At 48.7% G+C, this 21562-nt stretch carries 15 protein-coding genes; 4 read left to right on the forward strand and 11 right to left on the reverse strand.

Annotated features, from left to right (window positions below):
* Positions 1–182 precede the first annotated feature (182 nt).
* Positions 183–2273 (forward strand): methyl-accepting chemotaxis protein, encoded by a 2091-nt coding sequence (locus FYJ59_RS06915; RefSeq protein ID WP_154496091.1) that lies wholly within the window; start codon positions 183–185, stop codon positions 2271–2273.
* Positions 2274–2347: 74 nt separating this feature from the next.
* Here FYJ59_RS06915 and FYJ59_RS06920 read toward each other — a convergent pair whose 3' ends face one another.
* From FYJ59_RS06920 to FYJ59_RS13920, 8 genes are all read right to left on the reverse strand, one after another.
* Complete coding sequence (locus FYJ59_RS06920; protein ID WP_022155037.1) at positions 2348–3235, reverse strand: AraC family transcriptional regulator; 888 nt, start codon at positions 3233–3235, stop codon at positions 2348–2350.
* 25 nt (positions 3236–3260) lie between these two features.
* Positions 3261–4511 (reverse strand): CapA family protein, encoded by a 1251-nt coding sequence (locus FYJ59_RS06925; protein WP_154496092.1) that lies wholly within the window; start codon positions 4509–4511, stop codon positions 3261–3263.
* A gap of 53 nt (positions 4512–4564) precedes the next feature.
* A complete protein-coding gene (locus tag FYJ59_RS06930; protein WP_205839478.1) occupies positions 4565–6091 on the reverse strand; it encodes an LCP family protein in 1527 nt (508 codons plus the stop codon).
* 248 nt (positions 6092–6339) lie between these two features.
* Positions 6340–6939: a cytidylate kinase-like family protein gene (locus tag FYJ59_RS06935; protein WP_154496094.1), complete on the reverse strand. Its 600-nt coding sequence runs from the start codon at positions 6937–6939 to the stop codon at positions 6340–6342.
* A gap of 21 nt (positions 6940–6960) precedes the next feature.
* A complete protein-coding gene (locus FYJ59_RS06940) occupies positions 6961–8319 on the reverse strand; it encodes an ArsB/NhaD family transporter (RefSeq protein WP_331464291.1) in 1359 nt (452 codons plus the stop codon).
* 123 nt (positions 8320–8442) lie between these two features.
* Entirely contained in the window at positions 8443–11256 is a 2814-nt protein-coding gene (locus tag FYJ59_RS06945) for a glycoside hydrolase family 3 protein (protein WP_154496095.1), read from the reverse strand.
* A 53-nt stretch (positions 11257–11309) separates the two neighbouring features.
* Positions 11310–14351 (reverse strand): bifunctional diguanylate cyclase/phosphodiesterase, encoded by a 3042-nt coding sequence (locus FYJ59_RS06950; RefSeq protein ID WP_154496096.1) that lies wholly within the window; start codon positions 14349–14351, stop codon positions 11310–11312.
* A 158-nt stretch (positions 14352–14509) separates the two neighbouring features.
* Positions 14510–15298, reverse strand: a complete 789-nt coding sequence (locus tag FYJ59_RS13920; protein ID WP_205839479.1) for a hypothetical protein — start codon at positions 15296–15298, stop codon at positions 14510–14512.
* A gap of 130 nt (positions 15299–15428) precedes the next feature.
* On the opposite strand from FYJ59_RS13920, the gene FYJ59_RS13925 reads away from it, so the two are divergent.
* Both FYJ59_RS13925 and FYJ59_RS06965 read left to right on the forward strand, forming a co-directional pair.
* Positions 15429–16004, forward strand: coding sequence for an RNA polymerase sigma factor (locus tag FYJ59_RS13925; protein ID WP_205839480.1), 576 nt, complete (start codon positions 15429–15431; stop codon positions 16002–16004).
* Positions 16001–16972 (forward strand): hypothetical protein, encoded by a 972-nt coding sequence (locus tag FYJ59_RS06965; protein ID WP_154496099.1) that lies wholly within the window; start codon positions 16001–16003, stop codon positions 16970–16972. Before FYJ59_RS13925 ends, FYJ59_RS06965 begins: the two co-directional genes overlap by 4 nt.
* A gap of 11 nt (positions 16973–16983) precedes the next feature.
* Here the strand turns inward: FYJ59_RS06965 and FYJ59_RS06970 are convergent, their stop codons facing one another.
* The 3 genes from FYJ59_RS06970 to FYJ59_RS06980 form a co-directional block, all read right to left on the reverse strand.
* Entirely contained in the window at positions 16984–17850 is an 867-nt protein-coding gene (locus tag FYJ59_RS06970; protein ID WP_205839481.1) for a carbohydrate ABC transporter permease, read from the reverse strand.
* Between the two features lie 14 nt (positions 17851–17864).
* Entirely contained in the window at positions 17865–18878 is a 1014-nt protein-coding gene (locus FYJ59_RS06975) for a carbohydrate ABC transporter permease (RefSeq protein WP_205839482.1), read from the reverse strand.
* A 97-nt stretch (positions 18879–18975) separates the two neighbouring features.
* On the reverse strand, positions 18976–20343 hold the full coding sequence (locus tag FYJ59_RS06980) for an ABC transporter substrate-binding protein (protein WP_205839483.1): 1368 nt from the start codon (positions 20341–20343) through the stop codon (positions 18976–18978).
* Between the two features lie 231 nt (positions 20344–20574).
* On the opposite strand from FYJ59_RS06980, the gene FYJ59_RS06985 reads away from it, so the two are divergent.
* The gene (locus tag FYJ59_RS06985; RefSeq protein WP_154496101.1) at positions 20575–21558 is read left to right on the forward strand and encodes a PHP domain-containing protein; all 984 of its coding nucleotides are present in this window, start codon (positions 20575–20577) and stop codon (positions 21556–21558) included.
* Positions 21559–21562: the final 4 nt, after the last annotated feature.

A 21562-nucleotide genomic window follows, 5' to 3' on the forward strand; every position in this document is an offset into this window, starting at 1 on the left:
TACCCCAAAATGCCGGGAAAGTAAAACTTTAGAAGTTTTTTGCATTTGCTATTTTAATCTATTCTCTTATGTGTTATTCTTTTAAAAACTGCATATCGCTATTTTCGACAAATATTAACATTATAATGCAGTTTCATCAGAAGTACGCCATGTCAGCGAATATTGCAAGGAGGAATTACCTAATGACATACGACGAAAATGTTTTCAAAGAAAAAGCTAATCGGAAAGCCCGTAAGATCTGGATCGTTTTTGCTGTTTTACTGAGTGCCAACTATGGCTCCGATGCGTCCGGGGGATTATATCCCACCACTTCTTACCTTATTTTTCTGGCATTGTGCTGGCTGCCTCTGATCTTTGGCGAAGTGCTGTTACGTGTAAAGGGTTGGGCAACGGAGCTCTACCGCTACGATCTGGTCATCGGTTACGGTATCTTCTACACTTTTGTCATCTGTACTACAGCTTCCCCGATCGCTTTCACTTATATCCTGCCAGTGACGAGCCTGCTGGTACTGTATAAGAACCGGAAATTCATGATCGACTGTGGTATCGCCAATGCTCTGATCATCGTCGGTGCGGCCGTCTATCGTTATATGCTGGGCTTCAACAGTGCTTCCGATATGAAGAATTATCAGTTACAGCTGTCCTGTATCGTCCTGTGCTACATCTGTTATGTCATGTCCATCCGTCATCTGAACGAATCCGACGGTGCCATGACCGACAGCATCAAGGCCGACCTGCACAGAGTCGTAACTACCGTAGAGCAGGTCAAGTCTTCGAGTAATATCATTCTGGATGGTATCACTGTCGTAAGAGAGCTGGCTTCTGAGAATAAGCATGGCTCCGATATCGTCATGCTGGGTATGAACGAGCTGACTGACAACAACAATATGCTGCTGGATCGTACCACATCATCCACACAGATGACCTCCGATATCCGCGCCCAGGTAGAAAATGTGGTAGCTCTGATCGGAGAAATGGTCACGCTCGTCGAAAAAACGCAATCCCATTCCGGCGTCAGTGCGGAAGACCTGAAGAGTCTGGTGAATACCGCTGCTACCATGTCACAGCTGTCCACCGAGCTGGAAAATGTTCTGGAGAATTTCCGTCAGGAATTCGAAATGGTAAAACAGGAGACCGGCACCATAGAGAAGATCACAAACCAGACGAATCTGCTGGCATTAAATGCTTCCATCGAAGCTGCCAGAGCCGGAGAAGCCGGCAAGGGCTTCGCTGTCGTAGCGGATCAGATCCGTACCTTAAGCACTGAGACCCACGCTTCCTCTGAACAGATCAGGAATGCTCTCTCCCGGCTGGATGCTACCTCCGCGAAGATGACCTCTTCCATTGAAGAGACATTAAAGCTGATCCAGATCACTCTGGAAAAAGTAACGCAGACCGGAGATAACGTAAATCAGATCGCTTCTGATTCCGTGCAGCTGGGCAATCACATTCAGGTTGTAGATAATGCCATTAAAGAAGTAGAGAGCTCTAACACTCAGCTGGTATCCAACATGGAGCAGGTATCTAACATCGTAGATACCATCACAACCTGTATCACGCACTCCAGCCAGACCAGTGAACGGATGCTCAGCAAGTATCAGGAAACAGCAGACAATATCAATACCATCGAAGATGTCATGGAGAACATGATGTGTGATCTGGGCGTAGGTGGTTTCATGGGTATTGAAGACGTCAAGCCCGGCATGAAGATCGACTTACAGCTAGTCGATCAGAAGGATGACAAATATCATGGGGAACTGATCGAGCAGATTCCGGAAGGCCTGTTAGTATCCTGTCAGAAGAAGCTGACTATTAACGGGTCTGCTTCCTGTATGCTGCAGGTTACCGCAGGTAATATCCTGTACTGTTGGGACAAAGCCACCATTTCTCCTGCTCCTGAAAATGGTGAACATGCTTTCAAGATTACCATTACTACCAGACCCAGGATCAACAATAGACGCAAATACCCTCGTATGGATCTGAATAATACCTGTACTATTAAGTTCAAAAATTCCGATACGGAATATGCGGCTACCATGGAAAATATCAGTGCCAATGGATTCGCTTTCCTGGCTACAGACAAGATATTCAGCCAAAGCAAAAATGCAGAAGTCATTATCACGATCCATGATTTTGCTCTGCCAAATCATAATGTGCTGGAAGGTCGCATCATCCGCTGTTCCGACGACAACGGACTGTATATCGTCGGATGCCAGATGCCGGAGGATAATTTCTATATCCTGGAATATGTAGAAAAGAACTTAAATAAATAGAATTCCTGTGTAAAACCAAGGCACCAAAAATGCCCATTCATATTCAAATGAATGGGCATTTTTAATGTTGTTCTTTACGGTTTCAATAGTCGGGCGATCAGCCCTTCGACCTCCTGGAGCTGTTCTTTTGTGCTCTCTTTGTGACTTTCCTTGCGGTATTTTGACGGAGACATGCCCTTCATGGCATGGAAGGCCTTGGTAAATACCAGCGCATCACTATACCCACAGGACAGGGCAATGCTCTCGATAGGATAATTCGTAGATTCCAGCAGCTCTCTCGCCTTGGTGATACGGAAGGTGGTGAGGAACTGCTGAGGCGACATTCCCAGATAATTCTGGAACAATGTATATAAATAACTGCGGTTGATACACACATAATCCGCCACATCCGTTACCTTGATAGGGTTACAGTAGTTACTCTGGATAAAAGATACCGCTTTTTTCACATACTGGTTCCCCTTATCCTCTTCCTCTCTGGCTACCACACCGGCGCTGTCCGCGATCACAGACAGGAATACTCCCAGCAGTCCGTTCCGGCGCAGATCATCCGCGATTCCAAAGGTATTGTGTTCCATCATATCGCGGACAATAGAATACAGCTCCTCTGATTTATCACAGGAAAAAATAGGATGCCTGTCTGACAGTCCCATGCTATGTAAATACTCTTCCGCGCGGCTCCCGGCGAATCCCACCCATAGATAACTCCAGGGATCCTTCGCATCCGCCTGATAGAAAGCCAGCTCGTTGGGCTGGATCAGAAATCCGTACCCGGCCTCCAGCCGGTATTCCTTGTCATGGAACCGGAAATGCCCCTTGCCGCTTAAGACATAGTGGATCAGGTAGTGCGGCTTGGATGCCGGTCCGAAGCTGTGCAGCGCTTCCGTCTGAGAGCACCCGCAGCAATTCACATACAGACTTCCTGTTTTGTCATTGATAAAGTCCAGCTTAAATGCTTTTTCCATGGCAATTCCTATCCTTTCCCATCGGTCAATTCACTATAATCCCGCCGTCCTCATCAAACGCCACACAAAAAGCACTGCTGTATTCGTTCATACGCTGCAGGATCCTCTGCTTATCCTCCCCCGTTGCCGGCGTCGGTCGGAAATCATTCCTTGTTTTGACAGAACTTACCATACAGGGAATGATCCGGGCGTTCTGATCCTCCACCTTTTCCCCGTTCTCAAAAGTAAAGGTCTGCTGGAAGATCATGGTGTCCTTGTCCTCCGGATTCCGGTTGGCTCCGAAGCAGAAATTTGCCAGACTGTAGATAATATATCTGCCCTTGTATTCCTCGATTCCCTGCAGGACATGGGGATGATGACCGATGACCAGATCCACACCCCAGTCAATGCATTTCCTGCCAAGCTGCTGCTGATAATTTTCCGGATAATTGTCTTTTTCGATACCCCAGTGACAACAGGCGAGGATCAGATCCACGTTCTGTTCCCGCAAGACTTCGATATTATTCTGAATCAGTTTCTCCGCCTGTGCGCCCCATTCCACTTCATTGACGGAGATAATGCCGATTTTCAGATTCCGCTCTCCGCCGTGGGCTGCCGCGCTGTCCGGGATCTCATAAATGCCTACATTTTTATCATAGGCATAGACAATACCCTCCTGCTCCAATGCTGCCACTGTATCCCGGCTGCCCTGCTCTCCGTAGTCCAGTCGATGATTGTTCGCAAAGCTGACGGATTCGATATCCCCCAAGGTCAGTAGATGGGCATACGCAGGATTTCCCTTGATGCAGTAGGTCTGCCCCTCCCGCATATGTTCCGATGTGGTCAACGGTCCTTCGAGATTCACGATGGTCATATCATCCGCCTTGAAAATATCTCTCACATTCTCGAAAAAATATCCCTCATCCTCCACCTGATCGTACGCCTGACGGAAGGAATAGCTGTAATCCTGTTCCTGATGATTGCCCAAAGTTACATCCCCTGCCGCGGAGATCGTGATCGTGCAGCGTTCCCCCGTCAAAATATCCGAAGCCCCGGACTGTCCTGATCCCGGCAATGCAGTATTGTCACCGTCCGTCCCACCTGGCAGAACGATCTCCCCGATATTATCCCCGGGCTGATCGTCCTGCGGTCCGGTATGGTAACCGCCGATCGGTTGCGCCAGTTCTTCCACCCCGGGAATACAGACCTGCTGTGTCAGATCATCCCCACAGCCGCTAAGCGCTATTACACTGACCGCACAAGCCAGTGCCACAAACCGCTTTTTCCTCTGCCCCATAAACACTCTCCCTCTGTTACAAAGAAATCCCTTAGCCCTCTCCTAAATCAGTCTTAATTTTCAGAAGCCGCTGTCGCAGTGCTGTCTCCCATTCCATATAAATTCTCCTGCAGGAATTTCTTATTCGCCTCGAAATCTACCTCCAGCACGGACATTTCACGATGGGTCGCATCCTTATATGTGCCTTCAATGGGAATACTGTTCTGTATAATATCGTATGTCAGAATCTTCGGTGCCATGAGGCTTAACCGGTAACACTCCGCCTGGGTCAGGTTCGTGGTCAGATTCGGCATGAGTCCGTCGATCAGTCCCTTCGGATTCGTGAGTACACCCTTAGGCAGCTTATGAATGACCTCTGTCAGCACTTTTCTTTGTCGCTCGGTTCTGCCGAAATCCGTACCGATATAACGATTTCTGCAATATGCCAGCGCCTGAGGACCGTTCAGATGCACCATACCTCCGGACAGGTCATCGAAATAGTCCGTTCCCTCCGGTCTGCCCAGCAGGATATTATATTCTACCAGGTAACCGTTCACGTATTCCACTTCTTTACCGGTCAACTCCAGGTCCACGCCGCCCACGGCATCTACCAGATTTGCAAATGCTTCAAAATTCACCAGCACATAGCGGCTGATATGAATGTCAAAATTCTGCTCGATGGTCTCCATCAGCAGCTCCGCACCGCCGTAGGAGTATGCCGCATTCAGACGATTGTCCTTATATCCCGGTATCTCTACATACATGTCACGGAGCAGAGATGTCATATATATCTTTTTCGTCTTGTTGCTGATAGACAGGAGGATCATGGCATCGGATCTGCCATCCTCCCCGTTCTCACGGGAATCGTTACCGATCAGGAGAATATTCGTGACGCCTTCTTCCTTCATGGGAGCGCTTGCCACGGATTCAATCTCTTCATATTTCATCTCGGCATAGACCTTGCCCACCAGGACGTACAACCCTGCTGCCAGAAATACGAGGATCAGCGCCACTGCGATCAGGAAGCGCTTGAAGCCGGATTTTTTCTTTTTTCTGCCGCTCCCGGCTTCCTTTTTGTTTCCTTTTCTGCTCTTCTTATCTGTTTTCGTGTCTGTCTCCTCACGCTTCCCTGATTTTTTTCCGGAGCGTTTTTTGTCTCTGGGATCTTCGTAATCCTCGTATTCGTCCGCATAGTCCTCCCGTCTGCTACGCCGGGTTCTATCGGATGCCGCCTGTCTGCGACGATCTGCATTACTGTTACTGCGACCACCACCATTACGATTCTCTGAAGTCTTACGCGTCGTCTCTCTGCGGGCTGCCTGTCTCTTACGATACGCAGGATCATCCCAATCCTCCGCGTAATCATCCTCTCTTGCTCGTCTTCCGGATCCGATCACGTCCAGTTCCTCCTCATCCTCGTCATCCTCATTCATGTCAAACATCTGTGGAGCCGGACGCTCTGCTGTCCGCCTTCCGGTCCCGGACTTCCCACTGCCGGAGCCGGATGTCTGCATTTCCTGCAGCTCCTGCTGTAAAAAGGCTTCCAGACCTTTTTGTATATCTTCCATCTCCTGTATGGAGTCTCGTTCTCTGTAACTCATGTTGTACCTCATTTCCACATACCGGCGCCGGTACGTTCCTTAAGTCTCTTTCCTATTCGTCTCCTAGGATACCACACTCCCACCTATTCGTCACGGCAGAAATCCTTAATATTTGCTTAAATGTTGTCCGGCATTTCTTAAGACATGATCACTACTATTATAAAAAGAGACTATCTACGGCAGCTATAAGTATTTCTCTTATATGCTTTCCGCAGACAGTCTCTGCTTTTTTGTTACCTGATATTGCTTTATTTATGAGCAATTCTCGCATCTATGTAATTCTTCAGAGATTCCACGGTCTCCTCCACACCCAACCTGCTGCTGTTGATGGACAGATCGTAGTTCCGGGAGTCGCCCCATTTTACCTTACAATGGCTGTTGTGGTAAGATTTTCTGCGGCGATCCTTCTCGATCATACGCTCTTCCGCATGACGGGCATCCAGTTTATAGATCCGCATGACACGCTCAATCTTGGCTTCTCTGTCTCCTAATATGAAGATGGAGATCAGATTCGGATTGTCCTTCAGCACGATCTCGGAACAACGCCCTACGATCACGAAGGATTCTCCTGCTTCTGCCTTTTTCTTGATATAGTCGAACTGCATTCTCGCCACATTATCTGCAGGAGAGCTGTTCATTCCCATCACACTTCTGTACAGGAATTTGTTACGTCTCTTTTCATCGAACTCTGCCAGCTCCTTGCTGCTCACATTCATGCTTGCAGCCACCTCATCTAACAGGTTATGATCGTACATTGGCAGCTTGTAATATTCTGCCAGCTTCTGTGCGATCTCATGTCCGCCGCTGCCGTACTCACGGCTGACGGAGATAATCAGTTGTTCACTCATGGGTCTGCCCTCCTTATAGTCTTACAGATATCTCGCATAGATCATTGCCATGGAGATTACTATTACTATTATAGTCGCGGGAGCCATAACTTTGCAATATTTTCCCCACTTGATCATATGACCGGATTTCGCTGCAGTAGCGATACCCACGACATTTGCAGATGCACCGATAGGAGTTGCGCTTCCACCGATATCGGTTCCCATGGCTAACGCCCATGCCAGGATAGAGAGATCCACACCCTGGGTCGCGGACAGACTGCTGATGATAGGGATCATCGTTGCCGCAAAAGGAATATTATCCACGAACGCGCTGGCGATTGCGGAGATCCACAAAATAATCGCGATCATCAGCATCAGATTACCATTACTGATGTCACCGATGAAGTTCGCCATGACTTTCAGGATACCTGTCTGCTCCAGACCGCCTACCACCATGAACAATCCGATGAAGAACAGCAACGTCTTATAGTCGATCTGCTTGATCAGCTTCAGGGCATCTCTGCCTGCGGCGATCAGTGTCACGATAGTGATAAACACGCCGATGCAGGATACGGTAAGACCGGTCTGTGCATGGGTTACCAGCAATGCTACTGCACACAGGAAAATAACGGTACTGATAATGAATCCCTTTTTATCGGTAATCGCCTCGGAAGGATCCGGGTAATTCTGATTGCTGCCGGCTGCTGCCGCCTCGCTGGCACGCAGCTCCTTGTGGAATACCAGGTAAAAATACAATACAACTACGACCAGAGAAATACCTGCGATCAGACCGGTATTGGTCAGGAAATCCGTGAAGGAATATCCCAGGGAAGTACCGATGATGATGTTGGGGGGATCTCCACACATGGTAGCGGATCCGCCCAGATTCGCACAGAATACCTCTGCCAGGATCATAGGCACCGGATTGAATTTCAACAGCTGTGACAGTTCAATCGTGACTGCTGCCAGGAACAGAATTACGGTGATACTATCAATGAACATTGCCAGAATACCGGATAATACCATAAAAGTCACGAACAGCGGCACTACCTTATACTTAACCATTTTAGCAAGGCGCATACAGAGCCAGCGGAAAAATCCGACTCTCGCCATTCCCTCTACCATGATCATCATTCCCGCTACGAATACGATCGTCTCCCAGTTAATGCCGCTGGAAGTCTCCGCGGACTGTCCCGCCGTATACCAGAAATGACTTGTAAAAAAGCTGCCTAAATTCAAGGTCTCCCACACTGCACCCATACTGTGCATTCCCAGTCCGAATACCAGCACCAGCGTCAGCAGACCGCAGCCCAGTGTAATAACGTGTCTCTCCCATACTTCCAGAACGATCAGGACAAACATCGCTACAAATATAACTACTGCAAGTATCTGTGCTATCACTTTTCCTGCCTCCTCGTTAGTTTTTCTTATAAACGTACAAGAGTAGATTGTATCTGAAAAAGCAGGGGAAGTCAATCATTCTTTGGGAGGCTATGCATAAATATTCCGTTAAAGTTTTCCGGATCATTCATTCCGGAAGCTTTCGATATCGTTCTTACCCACATAACGTAAGAACATGCGGTGCATGTCGATACCGCTCTCTCCGAAATACAGCTTCATATATTTCTCGCCGTCCTGACGAATGGGCAGTGTTACAACACGTTCCATGGTCTGACCTTCCGTGCCGTTAAGGGTCACGGTCTGTTGTAATGTATTGTTCAGGAACACAGAGATCGGCAGCTGCGCCAGTTCTCCTAACGCAGAACTCATCCGGAATACCAGTTCATATCTTCCGATCCTGGAGAAATGCAACTGGTATACCGCACTTGTGCCCTTCTTCGTGGACAGCTTCTCCAACGGAAGCTCTATGTCCTCTAAAATCTTCGGCTCCGGAAGTTCCAGACGCGCCAGCACCTGTCCGCTGTCTCCTGCGCCCTCGGTGCTTATCGGATTGTGAAGCTCCGTGCATTCCTCTTCCTCTCTGTCCAGAAACCGTTCCATAGCAACGGAACGTAACAGGAAACCACAGATATTTGCCGCATTCCGTGTAAGCTGTGCTCTGGTCAGTCTGCCATCTGCCAACCCTTCCGCGGTATTGTCCCCCGCGGAGTTGGATGCCGCATCCGCTACGACCATATAGATATCGTTCTGTGCCCGCACCATGGGAATCGTCTGTCTGCCAGAGCCGGGCTCACCCTCCTCGTTGATCTTCGCCCACCAGTCGGTCATCACAATGCCCTGATATCCCCATTCCTTACGGAGGATCGTCGTCAGAAGATCATAGTTGCCAGCTGTCCACAGTCCGTTCACCGGTCCGTAAGTAGACATGATGCTGTAAGCGCCGCCCTGTTTCACCGCGATCTCAAAGCCCCTCAGATAGATCTCCCGCAGTGCTCTCTCCGATACAATGCTGTTGGCATCATGACGCTTGAATTCCTGATTATTACATGCAAAATGCTTGATGGTGCCGGTGACACCGTATTTTCCCATGCCGGTCAGCTGTGCTGCTGCCATGATACCGGTGAGATACGGGTCTTCCGAAAAATACTCAAAATTACGACCGTTCAATGGATTCCTGTGGATATTGATGCCGGGTCCTAAGAGGGTGTCAATCTTGTTCTTCCGAAGCTCCATGCCCTCCATCTCATACAACTCCTCCACCAGCTCCGGATCAAAGGTGCAGGCAAGCAAGGTGCCGTTAGGCAGGGCATATGCCATGGTGCCGCAATCCATACGGATACCGGAGGGTCCGTCCGAACAACAGGCTATAGGAATCCCAAATCTCTTCAGTCCTTCTGTCACTCCGCCGAAGGCTGCTGCCGTACCCGGAGTCACTTTCGGGGAACACATGCCCTCTCCGCGGGTCATACAGATCAGGTCTTCGTCCGACAATTGTGTCAGAAACTGTTCCAATGTGATTTTTCCATCCGATACATCCGCCAGCTTCCAGCCACGGTCTCCCGCATACTCACTCTGCGTAGGCCTCTCCTTAAGAATCCTGTCCGCCAGATCTATCGTTCGTAAAGGTACATCTTCCCAGTTTGCAATGGCATGATCCTTTTCCTCGAAAAAGAAAGGTTTCAGGCGCTTAAACTCCTGTACCGGTGCCATTGCTTCCGTCACCGTCCGCACTACCCGAAGCTCTGTCAGGGTCGCCTTGCCAGCCTCTGCCGCACTTCGCACATCGGTTCCGGCATAGAAGATATAGTCTCCCTCTTCCAGTACATAGCAGGATTTATGTCCGGTGACACCACTGTCATCATAGGAAGCATACTCCGTCAGCTCTGTTTTCAGCAGCAGTTCTTCTGTCTCACCCGGCTTCAGTTCTTCTGTCTTCGCAAATGCAGCCAGCTGGCGCAGAGGCTTTCCTAATTTCCCCTGAGGTGCTTCCAGATACAGCTGCACAGTCTCTCTGCCGGATACTCCCCCGACATTGGTTACTTTTGCAACTGCCATAACTGCCATGCCCTGTACTGAGAATCCCAGGATCTCTGTCTGGAACTTCGTATAAGATAATCCAAATCCGAAAGGATACTTCACTTTATCTTTTGCAAAGGTCTCAAAGTAGCGATAGCCTACATAAATATCTTCTGCATAGAAATTCTCCACGGGATCACCGAAGTTCTCCGTAGAAGGATAGTCCGCAATATCTTCTGCAATGGTATCGCTGAGTTTACCGCTCGGGTTTACTTTGCCGGTCAGAATATCCGCGCAGGCTCTGCCGCCTTCCTGACCGCCCTGCCATACATACAACACTGCCTGGGGCTGATACCGGTCTACCCATTTCATATCCATAATGTTGCCGACATTCAGCACCACGATCGTCCGGTCGAACGCATTGCACACATTCCGAAGGATCTCTTCCTCCGCGCTTGTCAGCAGATAGCTTCCCTCCGTTGCACTGTTATCCTTATCCTCCCCGGCAGTACGACCGATAACAACTATTGCAAGATCGGAATTCTCCGCCGCCTGCTTCGCCGTTTCTTCGGTGACAGACATCTCTTCCTGGTTCCAGGGTTCCATGGCCCAGCCTTCCCCTATATCAAAGGGATGCTCTTTCAGCCATTCTCTGTACTGTGTCTCCAGCGTCTCATTTACCTGTACCGTTCCGTCTTCTTTCAGACTGTCCGTAATATTCGTGACATAAGGTGCATTCACCATACCGCCGGAACCGGTACCGCTCTTATAATGCTTAAACTGTGTTCTGCCGAAGATAGATACTCTCTGCCCCTTCTGCAAAGGCAATGCGGCATCCTCATTACGAAGCAGTACACTTCCTTCCGCTGCTACACGCCTTGCCAGGTTGGCGTACTTTTGATAATCCAATGTATATTTCATACGCTTGTCTGCTCCTTTCCTGTTCTATGCATCCGATAGCTCTTGTAATATTTTTATCTTTCTTCGATATCACTGATGATCCTGTGATATCCTTCCAATGTCACCATACCGTCCGAATCCTCGATTCTCCGTCCGCTGCATCTTACCATGACCTCTCCGTAGACCGGATGGATCCAGGGATATTGCAGCTGCACTACCACATTTGCTTCCACCATATGTGCCACGTTTTCTTTCACATAGTCCAGGTGATCCTCTTTGATCCTGCTATACCAGAAATCATAGCATTCTTCGGGACTATACTTCCGGTCAACCCCCATGATCCGTTCCATAGTCTCATCTGCATGCATCTCAGAATATCCCGTCTCTTCATTGATTCGTATGATCCAGAGGCCAAGGTTCGTATCCCGGAGAATATTTTTCGTATTGAAATAAATAAAATGCATACTCTCTTTATAGTCATAGATTTTCTGGATAAACGCTTCATGTTTCCGGTATTCCGGTGTACTCCGATCAATAAAAGAACGTTCAAACTCCTCCACCGGAACAGGTTTGGAAAACAGGTAACCCTGGAACAGACTCGGAGACAATCCCTCCAATACGGTAAGCTCCCGCATATCCTCCACGCCTTCACAGCAGACACGCATACCGCTGTTCTTGGCGAACTCGATCATATTGCTGATCAGACGGTAATTATAAGTTGCCTCTTCGACATCCTTTACGAACATTTTATCGATCTTGATCTCATTGACATCCAACTGCTTTAAGTAGCTCATGCTGGCATATCCGGTACCGAAATCATCGATGGACAACTCGATCCCTGCATCTCTCCAGCTCTTAAAGATAGGCGTCAGCTGCGAAATACTCTGGATCTGTATGGACTCTGTCAGCTCGATAGTAAGCGCATTTCCCGGAATTCCTACTTTTTCCAGAATATGCAATACTTTCTCGGCAATTTCTTTATCTTCCAGCTGTACTACGGAGAAGTTCACGCTGATATGGAAATCCGGCACACTTTCCCGCCATTTTTTGCACTGTTTCAACGCCGTTTCCAGGATCCAAAGGCCCACCGGCCGGATCAGCTTCGACTGCTCCAGCAGCGGAATGAACTCGTCCGGATAGATATTTCCGTAAACTGCGGAACGATATCTGAGCAGTGCTTCCGCTCCGAACAGATGGTAGTTGCCTGTCTTGATCTGCGGCTGATAGCACAGATAGAATCCCTCGCAATCCTTTCTGACACTGGACTGCATTTCCTCCATGAACTGAATCGTCTTAAGCCTTGCATCCAGATCTTCCTGTGAGAAAAATACAATATTCCGGATACCGATGTCTTTCGCCTTCTCCAGCATCATCTCCGCACAGGCGTAAAGATTTCCCTCATCTCCGAACAATTCCTTACTGTCAGCTACCACACCGGCGGAAAGCGTACAGTAATCTGTCAATTCCGACAGCAGTTTTTCGTAGATACGTCTGACATCGGTCTCGCTTCTTACATCTAAATACAGGGCAAAGCAATTATTTTCCACATGCCATACGTTTTGTACTTCTGTCTCCTGCTCGATGATCTCTGCGCATTTTTTGATGACTTCATCTCCATAGGATCTGCCTCGCCGCAGATTGATGCTGCCCAGGTTGTCGATACCCATAAGCATGAGATAGCCGGTATTTCTTGGCAGGATCTGTTCTTTGAGATCCAAGAACATTTTATTTTTATTAAACAGCTTGGTCAGCGGATGATATAGATAACGCAGTGATTTATCAGAAACCCGTCCGACCATGACAAACGGTCTGCCCTTATCGTCCGGAATTACCGTTCCACGGCAGTTGATCCAGACCGGTTCTCCCTGTCTGTTTACCCAACGATAGTCCATGTCATGAATCGACTTCTCTCCGGCGATGATCTTCACCAGATCCTCGCGCAGCGCCGCGCGATCCGCGGGATATACCACCGCTTCCATCTCTGCGATGGTGCAGGTCTGTGCGCCTTCCCTTCGCAATGCATATTCCTTATCCACATCGCCAAAATACCATATCTCATCTCTGTTGATATTCCACAAATACAAATACGAGTCTGTGGATCTGCAGAGGATTTTCAACACATTCAGATAATTCTTGATTCTCTCTTCACTGTAGACGGGGAATTCCTTCTTCATGCGGAATTTTACATCATACATCATCTCATCGGCACGGTTGAATACCTGCTCCATGGGCTCCTGTGCATTTTCACGGATCGCATAGCCGCATGCAATCGACAGAGACATTTTTCTGCCTTCATTTTTCTCCGCAATCAGTTCATCCAGCTTCAGCAGGATCTTCTGAATCTGCTCTTTCTCTGCCTCACCGATGAGTACACAGAATTCATCTCCACCGATACGGTAGCAGACACCTGCCTCTCCAAATGCCGCACAAATGCATTCCGCACTGTCACGGATCATGCGGTCGCCTTCTTCATGACCGTATCTGTCATTGGCAACCTTCAGGTTATTCACGTCCGCCACTACACAGGCAGCCCCCGGCTTCTCGTCAAAGGCAGCCATATCTTTGGTAAATGCGGCACGATTTCCGATCTCCGTCAGACCATCCGTATATGCCATTCTCTCCAGTTCCCAACGATACTGCTGTTCTTTCGAGACAAGGTCATCAATATGGTGAAATGCCACAATCACTTTGCCGTCAAAGTTTTCCTCTCTGACACGTACCACCTGCACTTCAAAGTAACGGTGTCCTGCCGGATTCGGCACACTTTCGTACCGGTACACATAGCGGTCCGATTTCGAAAGCTCCTGCAGTAAGAATTTCCGATCCATGACGCGTAAGAATTCTTTTTTATTCCCATCTGCCACAAAGTGATCGCAGTACCCCTTAACCGTATCGGTGTAGCCTATTTTCTCCCGGACACGGATCCGGTCCATTTTGATCGCATTACCGCTCAGCGCCACTTTCAGCGGCTCCGCAATGTCGTTACGCAGATCCGCATAATGAACCGACGTATAATCTCTGCAGATAACATCCAGAAACTGTCTCTCTGTGATCAGATTTTGCGAAGGCTCTCCCTCAAATGAATCTTTGGTATTCTCTGTATTCTGCTCTTTCATACTTTTATCTTCCTGTGGTATATCATGTTGTCATATACCATTTCTTTTGTTTTCATGCCCCGAATCACCGTAGACATGTGTAAATCCGGCAAATTGTTCTACTTATTTATCATATCATTAAATTTGGAAGACATCTATAAAATTTTTATAACCTACTCTTAATCACCAAAGTAAATCAGCTCTTTGATCTGTCCGTTTTCATCAAAGGCGATTCCGTTGAACGCAGCGCTCTCTTCCGTCAAAGTATCCTTGGTAAAGTCACTGATTTCATTTGTGATCGCCACTCCCGTGATTGCATCCTTACGGATATGCATGGTTCCGTTATAAAAGGGGCATTCCACTCTGTCATCGCTGTCGCAATACAGCGTAACCGGACTGCCATCCGCTGACGGCTTATAATAACATTCTAAACCGTCCTCGGAGACGAGATATCCTTCTCCGTCTACTTCTTTATAAGTAAATGTCTGATAGGTGTGTGTCAATGCATCTGTCTCCAGCTGGCAGTTGTCGCCGACTTTCAGATCTCCCGATGCCTTCACGCCGCGGTAAATGACTGCCGATACCTCATAGTAATCTCCGGCATCGCACAGGGTCTGGTAGTCCAACGCATAAGTTAACGTTGAATATCCGGTAGGGCCGAAGCCGTATCTCTGAACCATGGCCCAGGTATCCTCAAAAGTACCAAGTCCGGTCTCTGTGAAGGAATCCTCTACCATTTCCGGGTATCCGACAGCAGTGTCATCTGTGTTTTCTGTCTCCTGCGGCTGCGTGGTCTCTTCACTTGCCGCCACCTCTTCTGTTGCGGTGTTTTCTTCCGACACTTCCGTCGTTTCAACTGTAACCGTCGCTTCCGGCAGGATCGGAGACGGCAGTTCTTCCGTCGCTCCGCATGCCGTCAGACTCCATAACATCATTCCTGTGATAAATAAAGCTGTTTTCTTTTTCATATATTTACTTCCTCTCCCATTCCTAATGTTTTATACTAAGATATCTATTATACTTGACGGCAAATTTTTATACAAGGTTGCAACCCCGGCTCCTCTTTTTCCGTCAGACAGGATAGAGGGAGGAATCTTCATGCATAAGATAACGGATGATGAAAGCCTGATCTCTCTGCTGTTTGCCAGAGACGAATCGGCACTTTCCCGGCTTGCTGAAAAATATCATACTTTATTGCTTTCCATAACGAGACGCATTCTTCCGGATGCCCGGGATGTGGAGGAGTGTGTCAACGATACCTACATCCGCATCTGGAATGCCATTCCGCCGGAGCATCCGGTGTCCCTGCCGGCATACCTGTCCCGCGTGGCGCGTAATCTGGCTCTGGAACGTTATACTTATAACTCCGCCGCCAAACGGAGCAGTGCCCTTACGGATGCTTTTGAAGAGCTGGAAGAGTTCATGCTTCCTTCCTGTCCCGATAATGTTGCGGAAGCTGTGAATGAAAAAATATTTCATGATTTCATCAACTCTTTCCTGAAAAGCCAGACAAAGGAAGCCCGGATCTTCTTCCTTCGCCGCTACTGGTATGGCGAAAGTATTGAAGAAATCTCCTCTTCCTGCCATGTCAGCAAAGAAAAAGTAAAATCTTCCCTGTTTCGCACCCGCAACCGTCTCCGCTCCGCTTTAGAAAAGGAGGGCATAGTACTATGAACGAAAAACTTTTCGATCTGTTTATGAATAACGTTGACGCTTCGCTTTTGGAAGAAGCCATGGATCCCAATGCTCTTCCAGGGAAATCATCTATTCACCGTTACCTGCGTCCCGCCATTGCTGCGTGTCTGTGTATCGGACTTCTGGCTGCCTTTTTCCATATGCATCAGACTCCCGGATCCTCTGCCTTAACTTCACAGGAACTGGCTACTCTGGGATATGATCTGACCTCTCCTTTGGAATCTCTTCCGTTAGATTTAGATATGGAGACTGTATCCTATTCCATGGAATATATCGGTGCCGCGAATGATATCCGGGTAGCACAGGCCACCTTTACTTCCGACGGTACGGAATATACCTGCCGGGCTTACAAAACGGATACTCCGCAGGACATCTCAGGTATCGGCACCTCTTCCGATGACGGGCTTACACTTACTGCGGACAACACCGCCATTTCCCTGGTACGATCCGACTCCGGCGACTCTTATGTCAGCTGGTATTCCCCGGAGACAGAAACACAGTGGTGTCTCTCCGCCAGGGAAGATTCCGCCACTGTGATGACTACTGCGTACTATATGCTGATGTGTCTCGGTGTAGAGCTTACGGATGTACCTGCCGGTGCTGACAATATTTCCTGCAATATCGTCTCTGTCTCCGGTCTTACCGTAGGCGAGCTTAATTTTACCTTAGACGGCACTCACTACACTTATCATACCGCTCCCACTTCGGAAGTCGCCTATCCCTTTGCCGACATCTCCGGAGACACCAAAACCTATACTTCGCACATTACAACGAAAATCGGCTGGTGCACGGCGGAGCTCTATCTGTCGGAAGACGGTTCCGGCAAGGTCATCTGGTTCGACATCGCCCCCGGCCTGCTCTATAGTCTGACCATGGACCGGGATGCCGACGAAGAAGCTCTGCTCTCCATGGCGGAACAGATTTACACTCCCGTGCAGGGAGGCTGAGGAAACCGATATTATTTGATTCCGGAATGCATAAAACTTTCCATGAACTGTCTCTGGAATACAAAAAACAGGATCAGGAGCGGTGCGCAGACCAGCACAGTGGCTGCGCTTACATCGCTCCACTGCATTCCAGTCTCATAGGACATGGCAAACATCGCAAGGCCTAAGGACAAGGGTCTCTTCTCTACGGAATCTGTCATAACTAACGGCCAGAGGAAATTGTTCCACTGAAACGATGCCGAGATCATTCCAAAAGAGATATATGCCGGTTTCAAAAGCGGTACATATACCCTCCATAAAATCTGAAACAGATTAGCTCCATCCATTTTCGCCGCTTCTTCCAGTTCGTAGGGGATCGTCTTGATGGTCTGTCGCACGATCAGAGTTCCCATGGCCGAAGCAAAAAAAGGGAGCATAATGCCGATCTTCGTGTCCGTCAGTCCCCATTTTGCCATCATGGAATAATTGGGCAGGATCAGTACTTCCGGTGCGATCATCAGCTGTGAAAGGAACAATACGAATAATGCTTTGGAGCCGTAAAAATCTATTCTCGCAAAAGCATAGCCCGCCAATGTAATCAGTACGAACTGGATCACCAGCACTCCCACCACAATAAAGATCGTATTCCCGTAATATTTTCCAAAGGGCGCTGCCGCCAGTACTCTCCGGAAATTCTCCAGTGTGGGCCACGCCACAGCCGTCAGATCCAGGGTCAGTTCCCTGGGAATAAACGCAGTCCTCACCACCCACACCAAAGGGATCAGAGACACGGTCAACAATAAAAACATGACTCCGTAGACCAGGATCCTTCCCAGGCGAACCGGATGATGTACTCTTCCCCGCATCGGTGCCTTTACGGCAGAATATTTGATATCCATAATTTTCTCCATCCTCAATTATTATAATATGCTTTCTTATCCTGCACAAAGAAGCAGACACTGGTCACCATCAGAAGAACCGCTACCAGAATTACGGTCATGGCCGAAGCCTTACCGGTATCCCAGTAATCAAAGCCGGTCTGGTAGATATAAAACAGCAGCACATTCGTGGCATTGCCTGGGCCGCCCTTGGTCATGATGTAGAGGTGATCCACCATCTTGTATGCATTGGTCAGTGTGATGATCAGCACGTAAATGGTCGTCGGCTTTAACATGGGCCAGGTCACGCGGGTAAAGATCTGCCAGCCGTTGGCTCCGTCGATCTTCGCTGCTTCGAAAAGTTCTCTGGAAATTCCATGAAGTCCCGCCACATAGAACAGCATAATATAGCCTGCCTGCTTCCAGACCAGCATGACCATGACCGCCCAGATGGCTGTCTTGCCGTCTGCGAGGAATCTCCAGTTGGGATTGATATATCCCAGAAGACCGTAGATCGGCGTATAGATAAACATCCAGATATTGGCGGCTGCCACTAACGGGATAAATGTCGGATAGGTAAAGCCCAGTCTGGCTGCCGCTTTACCCCATTTCAGACTGTTGGCAAACATAGCCATGGCCACCGCCAGTCCGATGCTTAACGGCACTGTAACGACCGCGATCAGCAGATTGTTCCAAAAACATTCCCAGTACACCTTATCCTGAAACAGTGCAATGTAATTGGAAAATCCGGCGAACACCGGCTGCATCACTGACAGATTATCCAGATAAAAACTGCTGATAATACTTTTTACGATAGGATAGATCGTGAACACACACAGGAATACCAACGACGGAGCCAGCAGCAGCCAGCCGGTAAGCGTGCGTTTCCATTTGTTCGTGATCTCTTTTTTTAATGCGGTTTCGTATGATTTTTCTTTTGCAAGTTCCTGTTTTCGGAGGGTTTCCCCGGCAGTCTCCTGTGGAAACAGTGTATCCGCCAGTACGGTTCCCGCTCCCAGATTTACCTGCGGCATCATTGTTTCTGCCATATTCATTCCTCACTTTGATTTCTCGATTTTATGGGGAAAAACCAGTCTGCTCCAGGACGGCAGGCTGGTCTCCTCACATGGATCAACATTTATGGGATTATTTGTAAGCCTTTAAAATGTTCTCTGCAGTGGTCTGTGCTTCGTCCAGCGCAGATTTCACATCCTTCTGATCCGTCATGACATAGGAGATGGCATCATCAATAGCCTTCTGCACTTCTGCCTGATTGTAGGTGGACAGTTCCGCATAACCATACTCCAGCTGGTCTCTTGCTACCAGGCAGTAAGGGAACTCTTCCGCATAAGCCTTCATGCGCTCGGTCTCATAAGCACTGGGTCTGGTGGCTACATAACCGGTATCAATACTCCACTGTGCTACTCTCTCGTCATCGGTCATCCATTTGATGAACTCGAAGGCTGCCTGCTGTCTCTCGGGAGATACACCCTTGAAGATGTAAAAATTACCGCCGCCGGTAGGAGAACCTGGTGTCTCATCTGCGGGAAGCATTGCCACACCGAAATCAAAGGCTGCGTTCTTCTTCACGTTGGTCAGGTTACCGGTCGTATGATACATCATAGCGGTTTTGCCTTCGATAAAGTCGGAAGGCGTGGTCGCCCATGCTACAATGCCGGAGGGCATGGAACCGTCTTCTGCCAGAGACTTCCAGAAGCTTAAGCCCTTGGCGGTTCTGTCATCGTTGTAATATACTTCGGTACCGGTATCATTCATCAGATTGAACCCGCTCTGCTGGGTGCAGAAGGTCTGTAACATCCAATAAGCATAGCCGTCGGAAGGAATCTCAATACCATACCGGGAGCCGTCTGCCTTGGTCAGCTGCTTCGCATATTCCTTCATTTCCTCCCAGGTAGAAGGAGCCTTCTCCGGATCCAAGCCTGCCTCGCGGAAAGCATCCTTGTTGTAATACAGCACGATGGTACTTCTCTGCCAGGGAATACCGTAGGTCGTCTCACCGTCACGGCTGTTCATCATGAATCCTTCATAGAAACCGTTCAGCCACTCTTTATCCGCATCGGTAGTGCAGAAGCTGTTGATATCTGCAATGGCATCCATGGCCAGCAGGGAATACAGGTCGATGGAGAACATAATGGCAAGATCCGGTGTATTACCGCCTTTGATGGCTGCCTGCACCTTGGTTCTTGTGTCTGCGTAGCTTCCGGCATATACCGGTTTGATCGTAATATTCGGATTCTCTTCATGATATTGTGCGCACAGGGCATCGATCAATGCGTCCGGACCACCGCCAACAGATACCGGGAAATACATGGTCAGTTCCATAGGTTCTGCTGTAGACTGGGTACTGTCTGCCGCTGCTGCCGTCTGGGCTTCGTTGCTCTGTGTGGTCTGCGCATTCTGTGCTGTTGTCTGGTTGTCGGTTGCGTTCTGTCCGCAGGCTGCAAGGGAAAATGTCATGATACCTGCCAGAACAAGGCTAATTAATTTCTTCATCTGCTTCTCCTCTGATTTCGTTTTTGTTTTCTTTCTCATCAATTGACATCTCCGATTATAAAAAAAGCCGCCGGCAGCTACTACCAACGACTCGTAAAAAAAAGTAAACTCTCCGTAAAACTTTTCGGAAGGAATTTTACATTGCAAGGATTGTTTCGATTTATTCCATTGTGCTATTCTTTTTTATTGGAAAATTTGAAATTGGAAAACAAACAACAAGAGGAGGCTTTTATGAATAAATATACGAATAGATCGGTTTTTCCGGAACACACGAACCGGTACCGTGGAAATCTTCATTCCCACTCCACCAATTCCGACGGCTGCCTGACTCCCACGGAAATGGTCTCTCTTTATAAAAAGAACGGCTACAGCTTCTTATGCCTGAGTGAGCATGACTATTATACGGATCTGCGGAGTGAATTCGACACCGATGGCTTTATCCTTCTTCCCGGACTGGAGGCCTCCGTAAAATTATGCGATGCCGAAGGCCATCAGGTGAAGACACATCACATTCACGGAATCTTGGGTAACCGCCAGATGCAGGAGCAGGCCGGCAGCCGGTTATTCACATCCGGAGAACGTCTTACGGTCCCTGTCTATACTACGGATTCCTGGCCCGGTGTCAAAGCTGCCCAAGACAGGATCGATCTCCTTCGTTCCAAAGGCTGCTTTACTACCTATAACCATCCGCTGTGGTCCCGGGTGGATCCGGAGGAAGTATGCTCCCTGCAAGGTCTCTGGGCCATGGAGATCTATAATCACGGCAGCGAACTTGGCTTCGGCGAAGGCCATACCACCTTTTTCTGGGAACGGATGTTAAAACAGGGCAATTTCGTCTCTGCCTTCGCCTCCGATGACAATCACAATCCTCCGGAATATTTCGACAGCTTCGGCGGTTACGTCTGTGTCTGCTCCGAATCCCTGGATCACGAATCCATTGTAAACCACTTACTGGCCGGAGATTACTATTCTTCACAGGGGCCGGAGATCTGCCAGTGGGGCATCCGGGAAAATCACGTCTTCGTAGAATGCTCTCCCTGTTCCAGAATCTGCTTCGTGACAGACGGGCCGACCTATAACAGCCGGATGCATCTGATGCAGGCGACACCCCTCACCCATGCCGAACATCCCCTGAACGGTACGGAGAGCTATGTACGGATCGAATGCACCGACGAAAAAGGGCGGATCGCCTGGACAAATGCGATCCGCCTGTAAAATC

It is taken from the genome of Waltera intestinalis (assembly GCF_009695995.1).
GTDB classification, from domain to species: Bacteria; Bacillota; Clostridia; order Lachnospirales; family Lachnospiraceae; genus Acetatifactor; species Acetatifactor intestinalis.

Bases quoted from the DNA above. Each gene is read 5' to 3' on its own strand.
- FYJ59_RS06970 (WP_205839481.1), bottom strand. From the start codon at position 17,850: ATGGATATCAAATATTCTGCCGTAAAGGCACCGATGCGGGGAAGAGTA.
- FYJ59_RS06950 (WP_154496096.1), bottom strand. From the start codon at position 14,351: ATGAAAGAGCAGAATACAGAGAATACCAAAGATTCATTTGAGGGAGAG.
- FYJ59_RS06930 (WP_205839478.1), bottom strand. From the start codon at position 6,091: ATGAGTTACAGAGAACGAGACTCCATACAGGAGATGGAAGATATACAA.
- FYJ59_RS06925 (WP_154496092.1), bottom strand. From the start codon at position 4,511: ATGGGGCAGAGGAAAAAGCGGTTTGTGGCACTGGCTTGTGCGGTCAGT.
- FYJ59_RS06980 (WP_205839483.1), bottom strand. From the start codon at position 20,343: ATGAAGAAATTAATTAGCCTTGTTCTGGCAGGTATCATGACATTTTCC.
- FYJ59_RS13925 (WP_205839480.1), top strand. From the start codon at position 15,429: ATGCATAAGATAACGGATGATGAAAGCCTGATCTCTCTGCTGTTTGCC.
- FYJ59_RS06935 (WP_154496094.1), bottom strand. From the start codon at position 6,939: ATGAGTGAACAACTGATTATCTCCGTCAGCCGTGAGTACGGCAGCGGC.
- FYJ59_RS06975 (WP_205839482.1), bottom strand. From the start codon at position 18,878: ATGGCAGAAACAATGATGCCGCAGGTAAATCTGGGAGCGGGAACCGTA.
- FYJ59_RS06945 (WP_154496095.1), bottom strand. From the start codon at position 11,256: ATGAAATATACATTGGATTATCAAAAGTACGCCAACCTGGCAAGGCGT.
- FYJ59_RS06915 (WP_154496091.1), top strand. From the start codon at position 183: ATGACATACGACGAAAATGTTTTCAAAGAAAAAGCTAATCGGAAAGCC.
- FYJ59_RS13920 (WP_205839479.1), bottom strand. From the start codon at position 15,298: ATGAAAAAGAAAACAGCTTTATTTATCACAGGAATGATGTTATGGAGT.
- FYJ59_RS06965 (WP_154496099.1), top strand. From the start codon at position 16,001: ATGAACGAAAAACTTTTCGATCTGTTTATGAATAACGTTGACGCTTCG.
- FYJ59_RS06920 (WP_022155037.1), bottom strand. From the start codon at position 3,235: ATGGAAAAAGCATTTAAGCTGGACTTTATCAATGACAAAACAGGAAGT.
- FYJ59_RS06985 (WP_154496101.1), top strand. From the start codon at position 20,575: ATGAATAAATATACGAATAGATCGGTTTTTCCGGAACACACGAACCGG.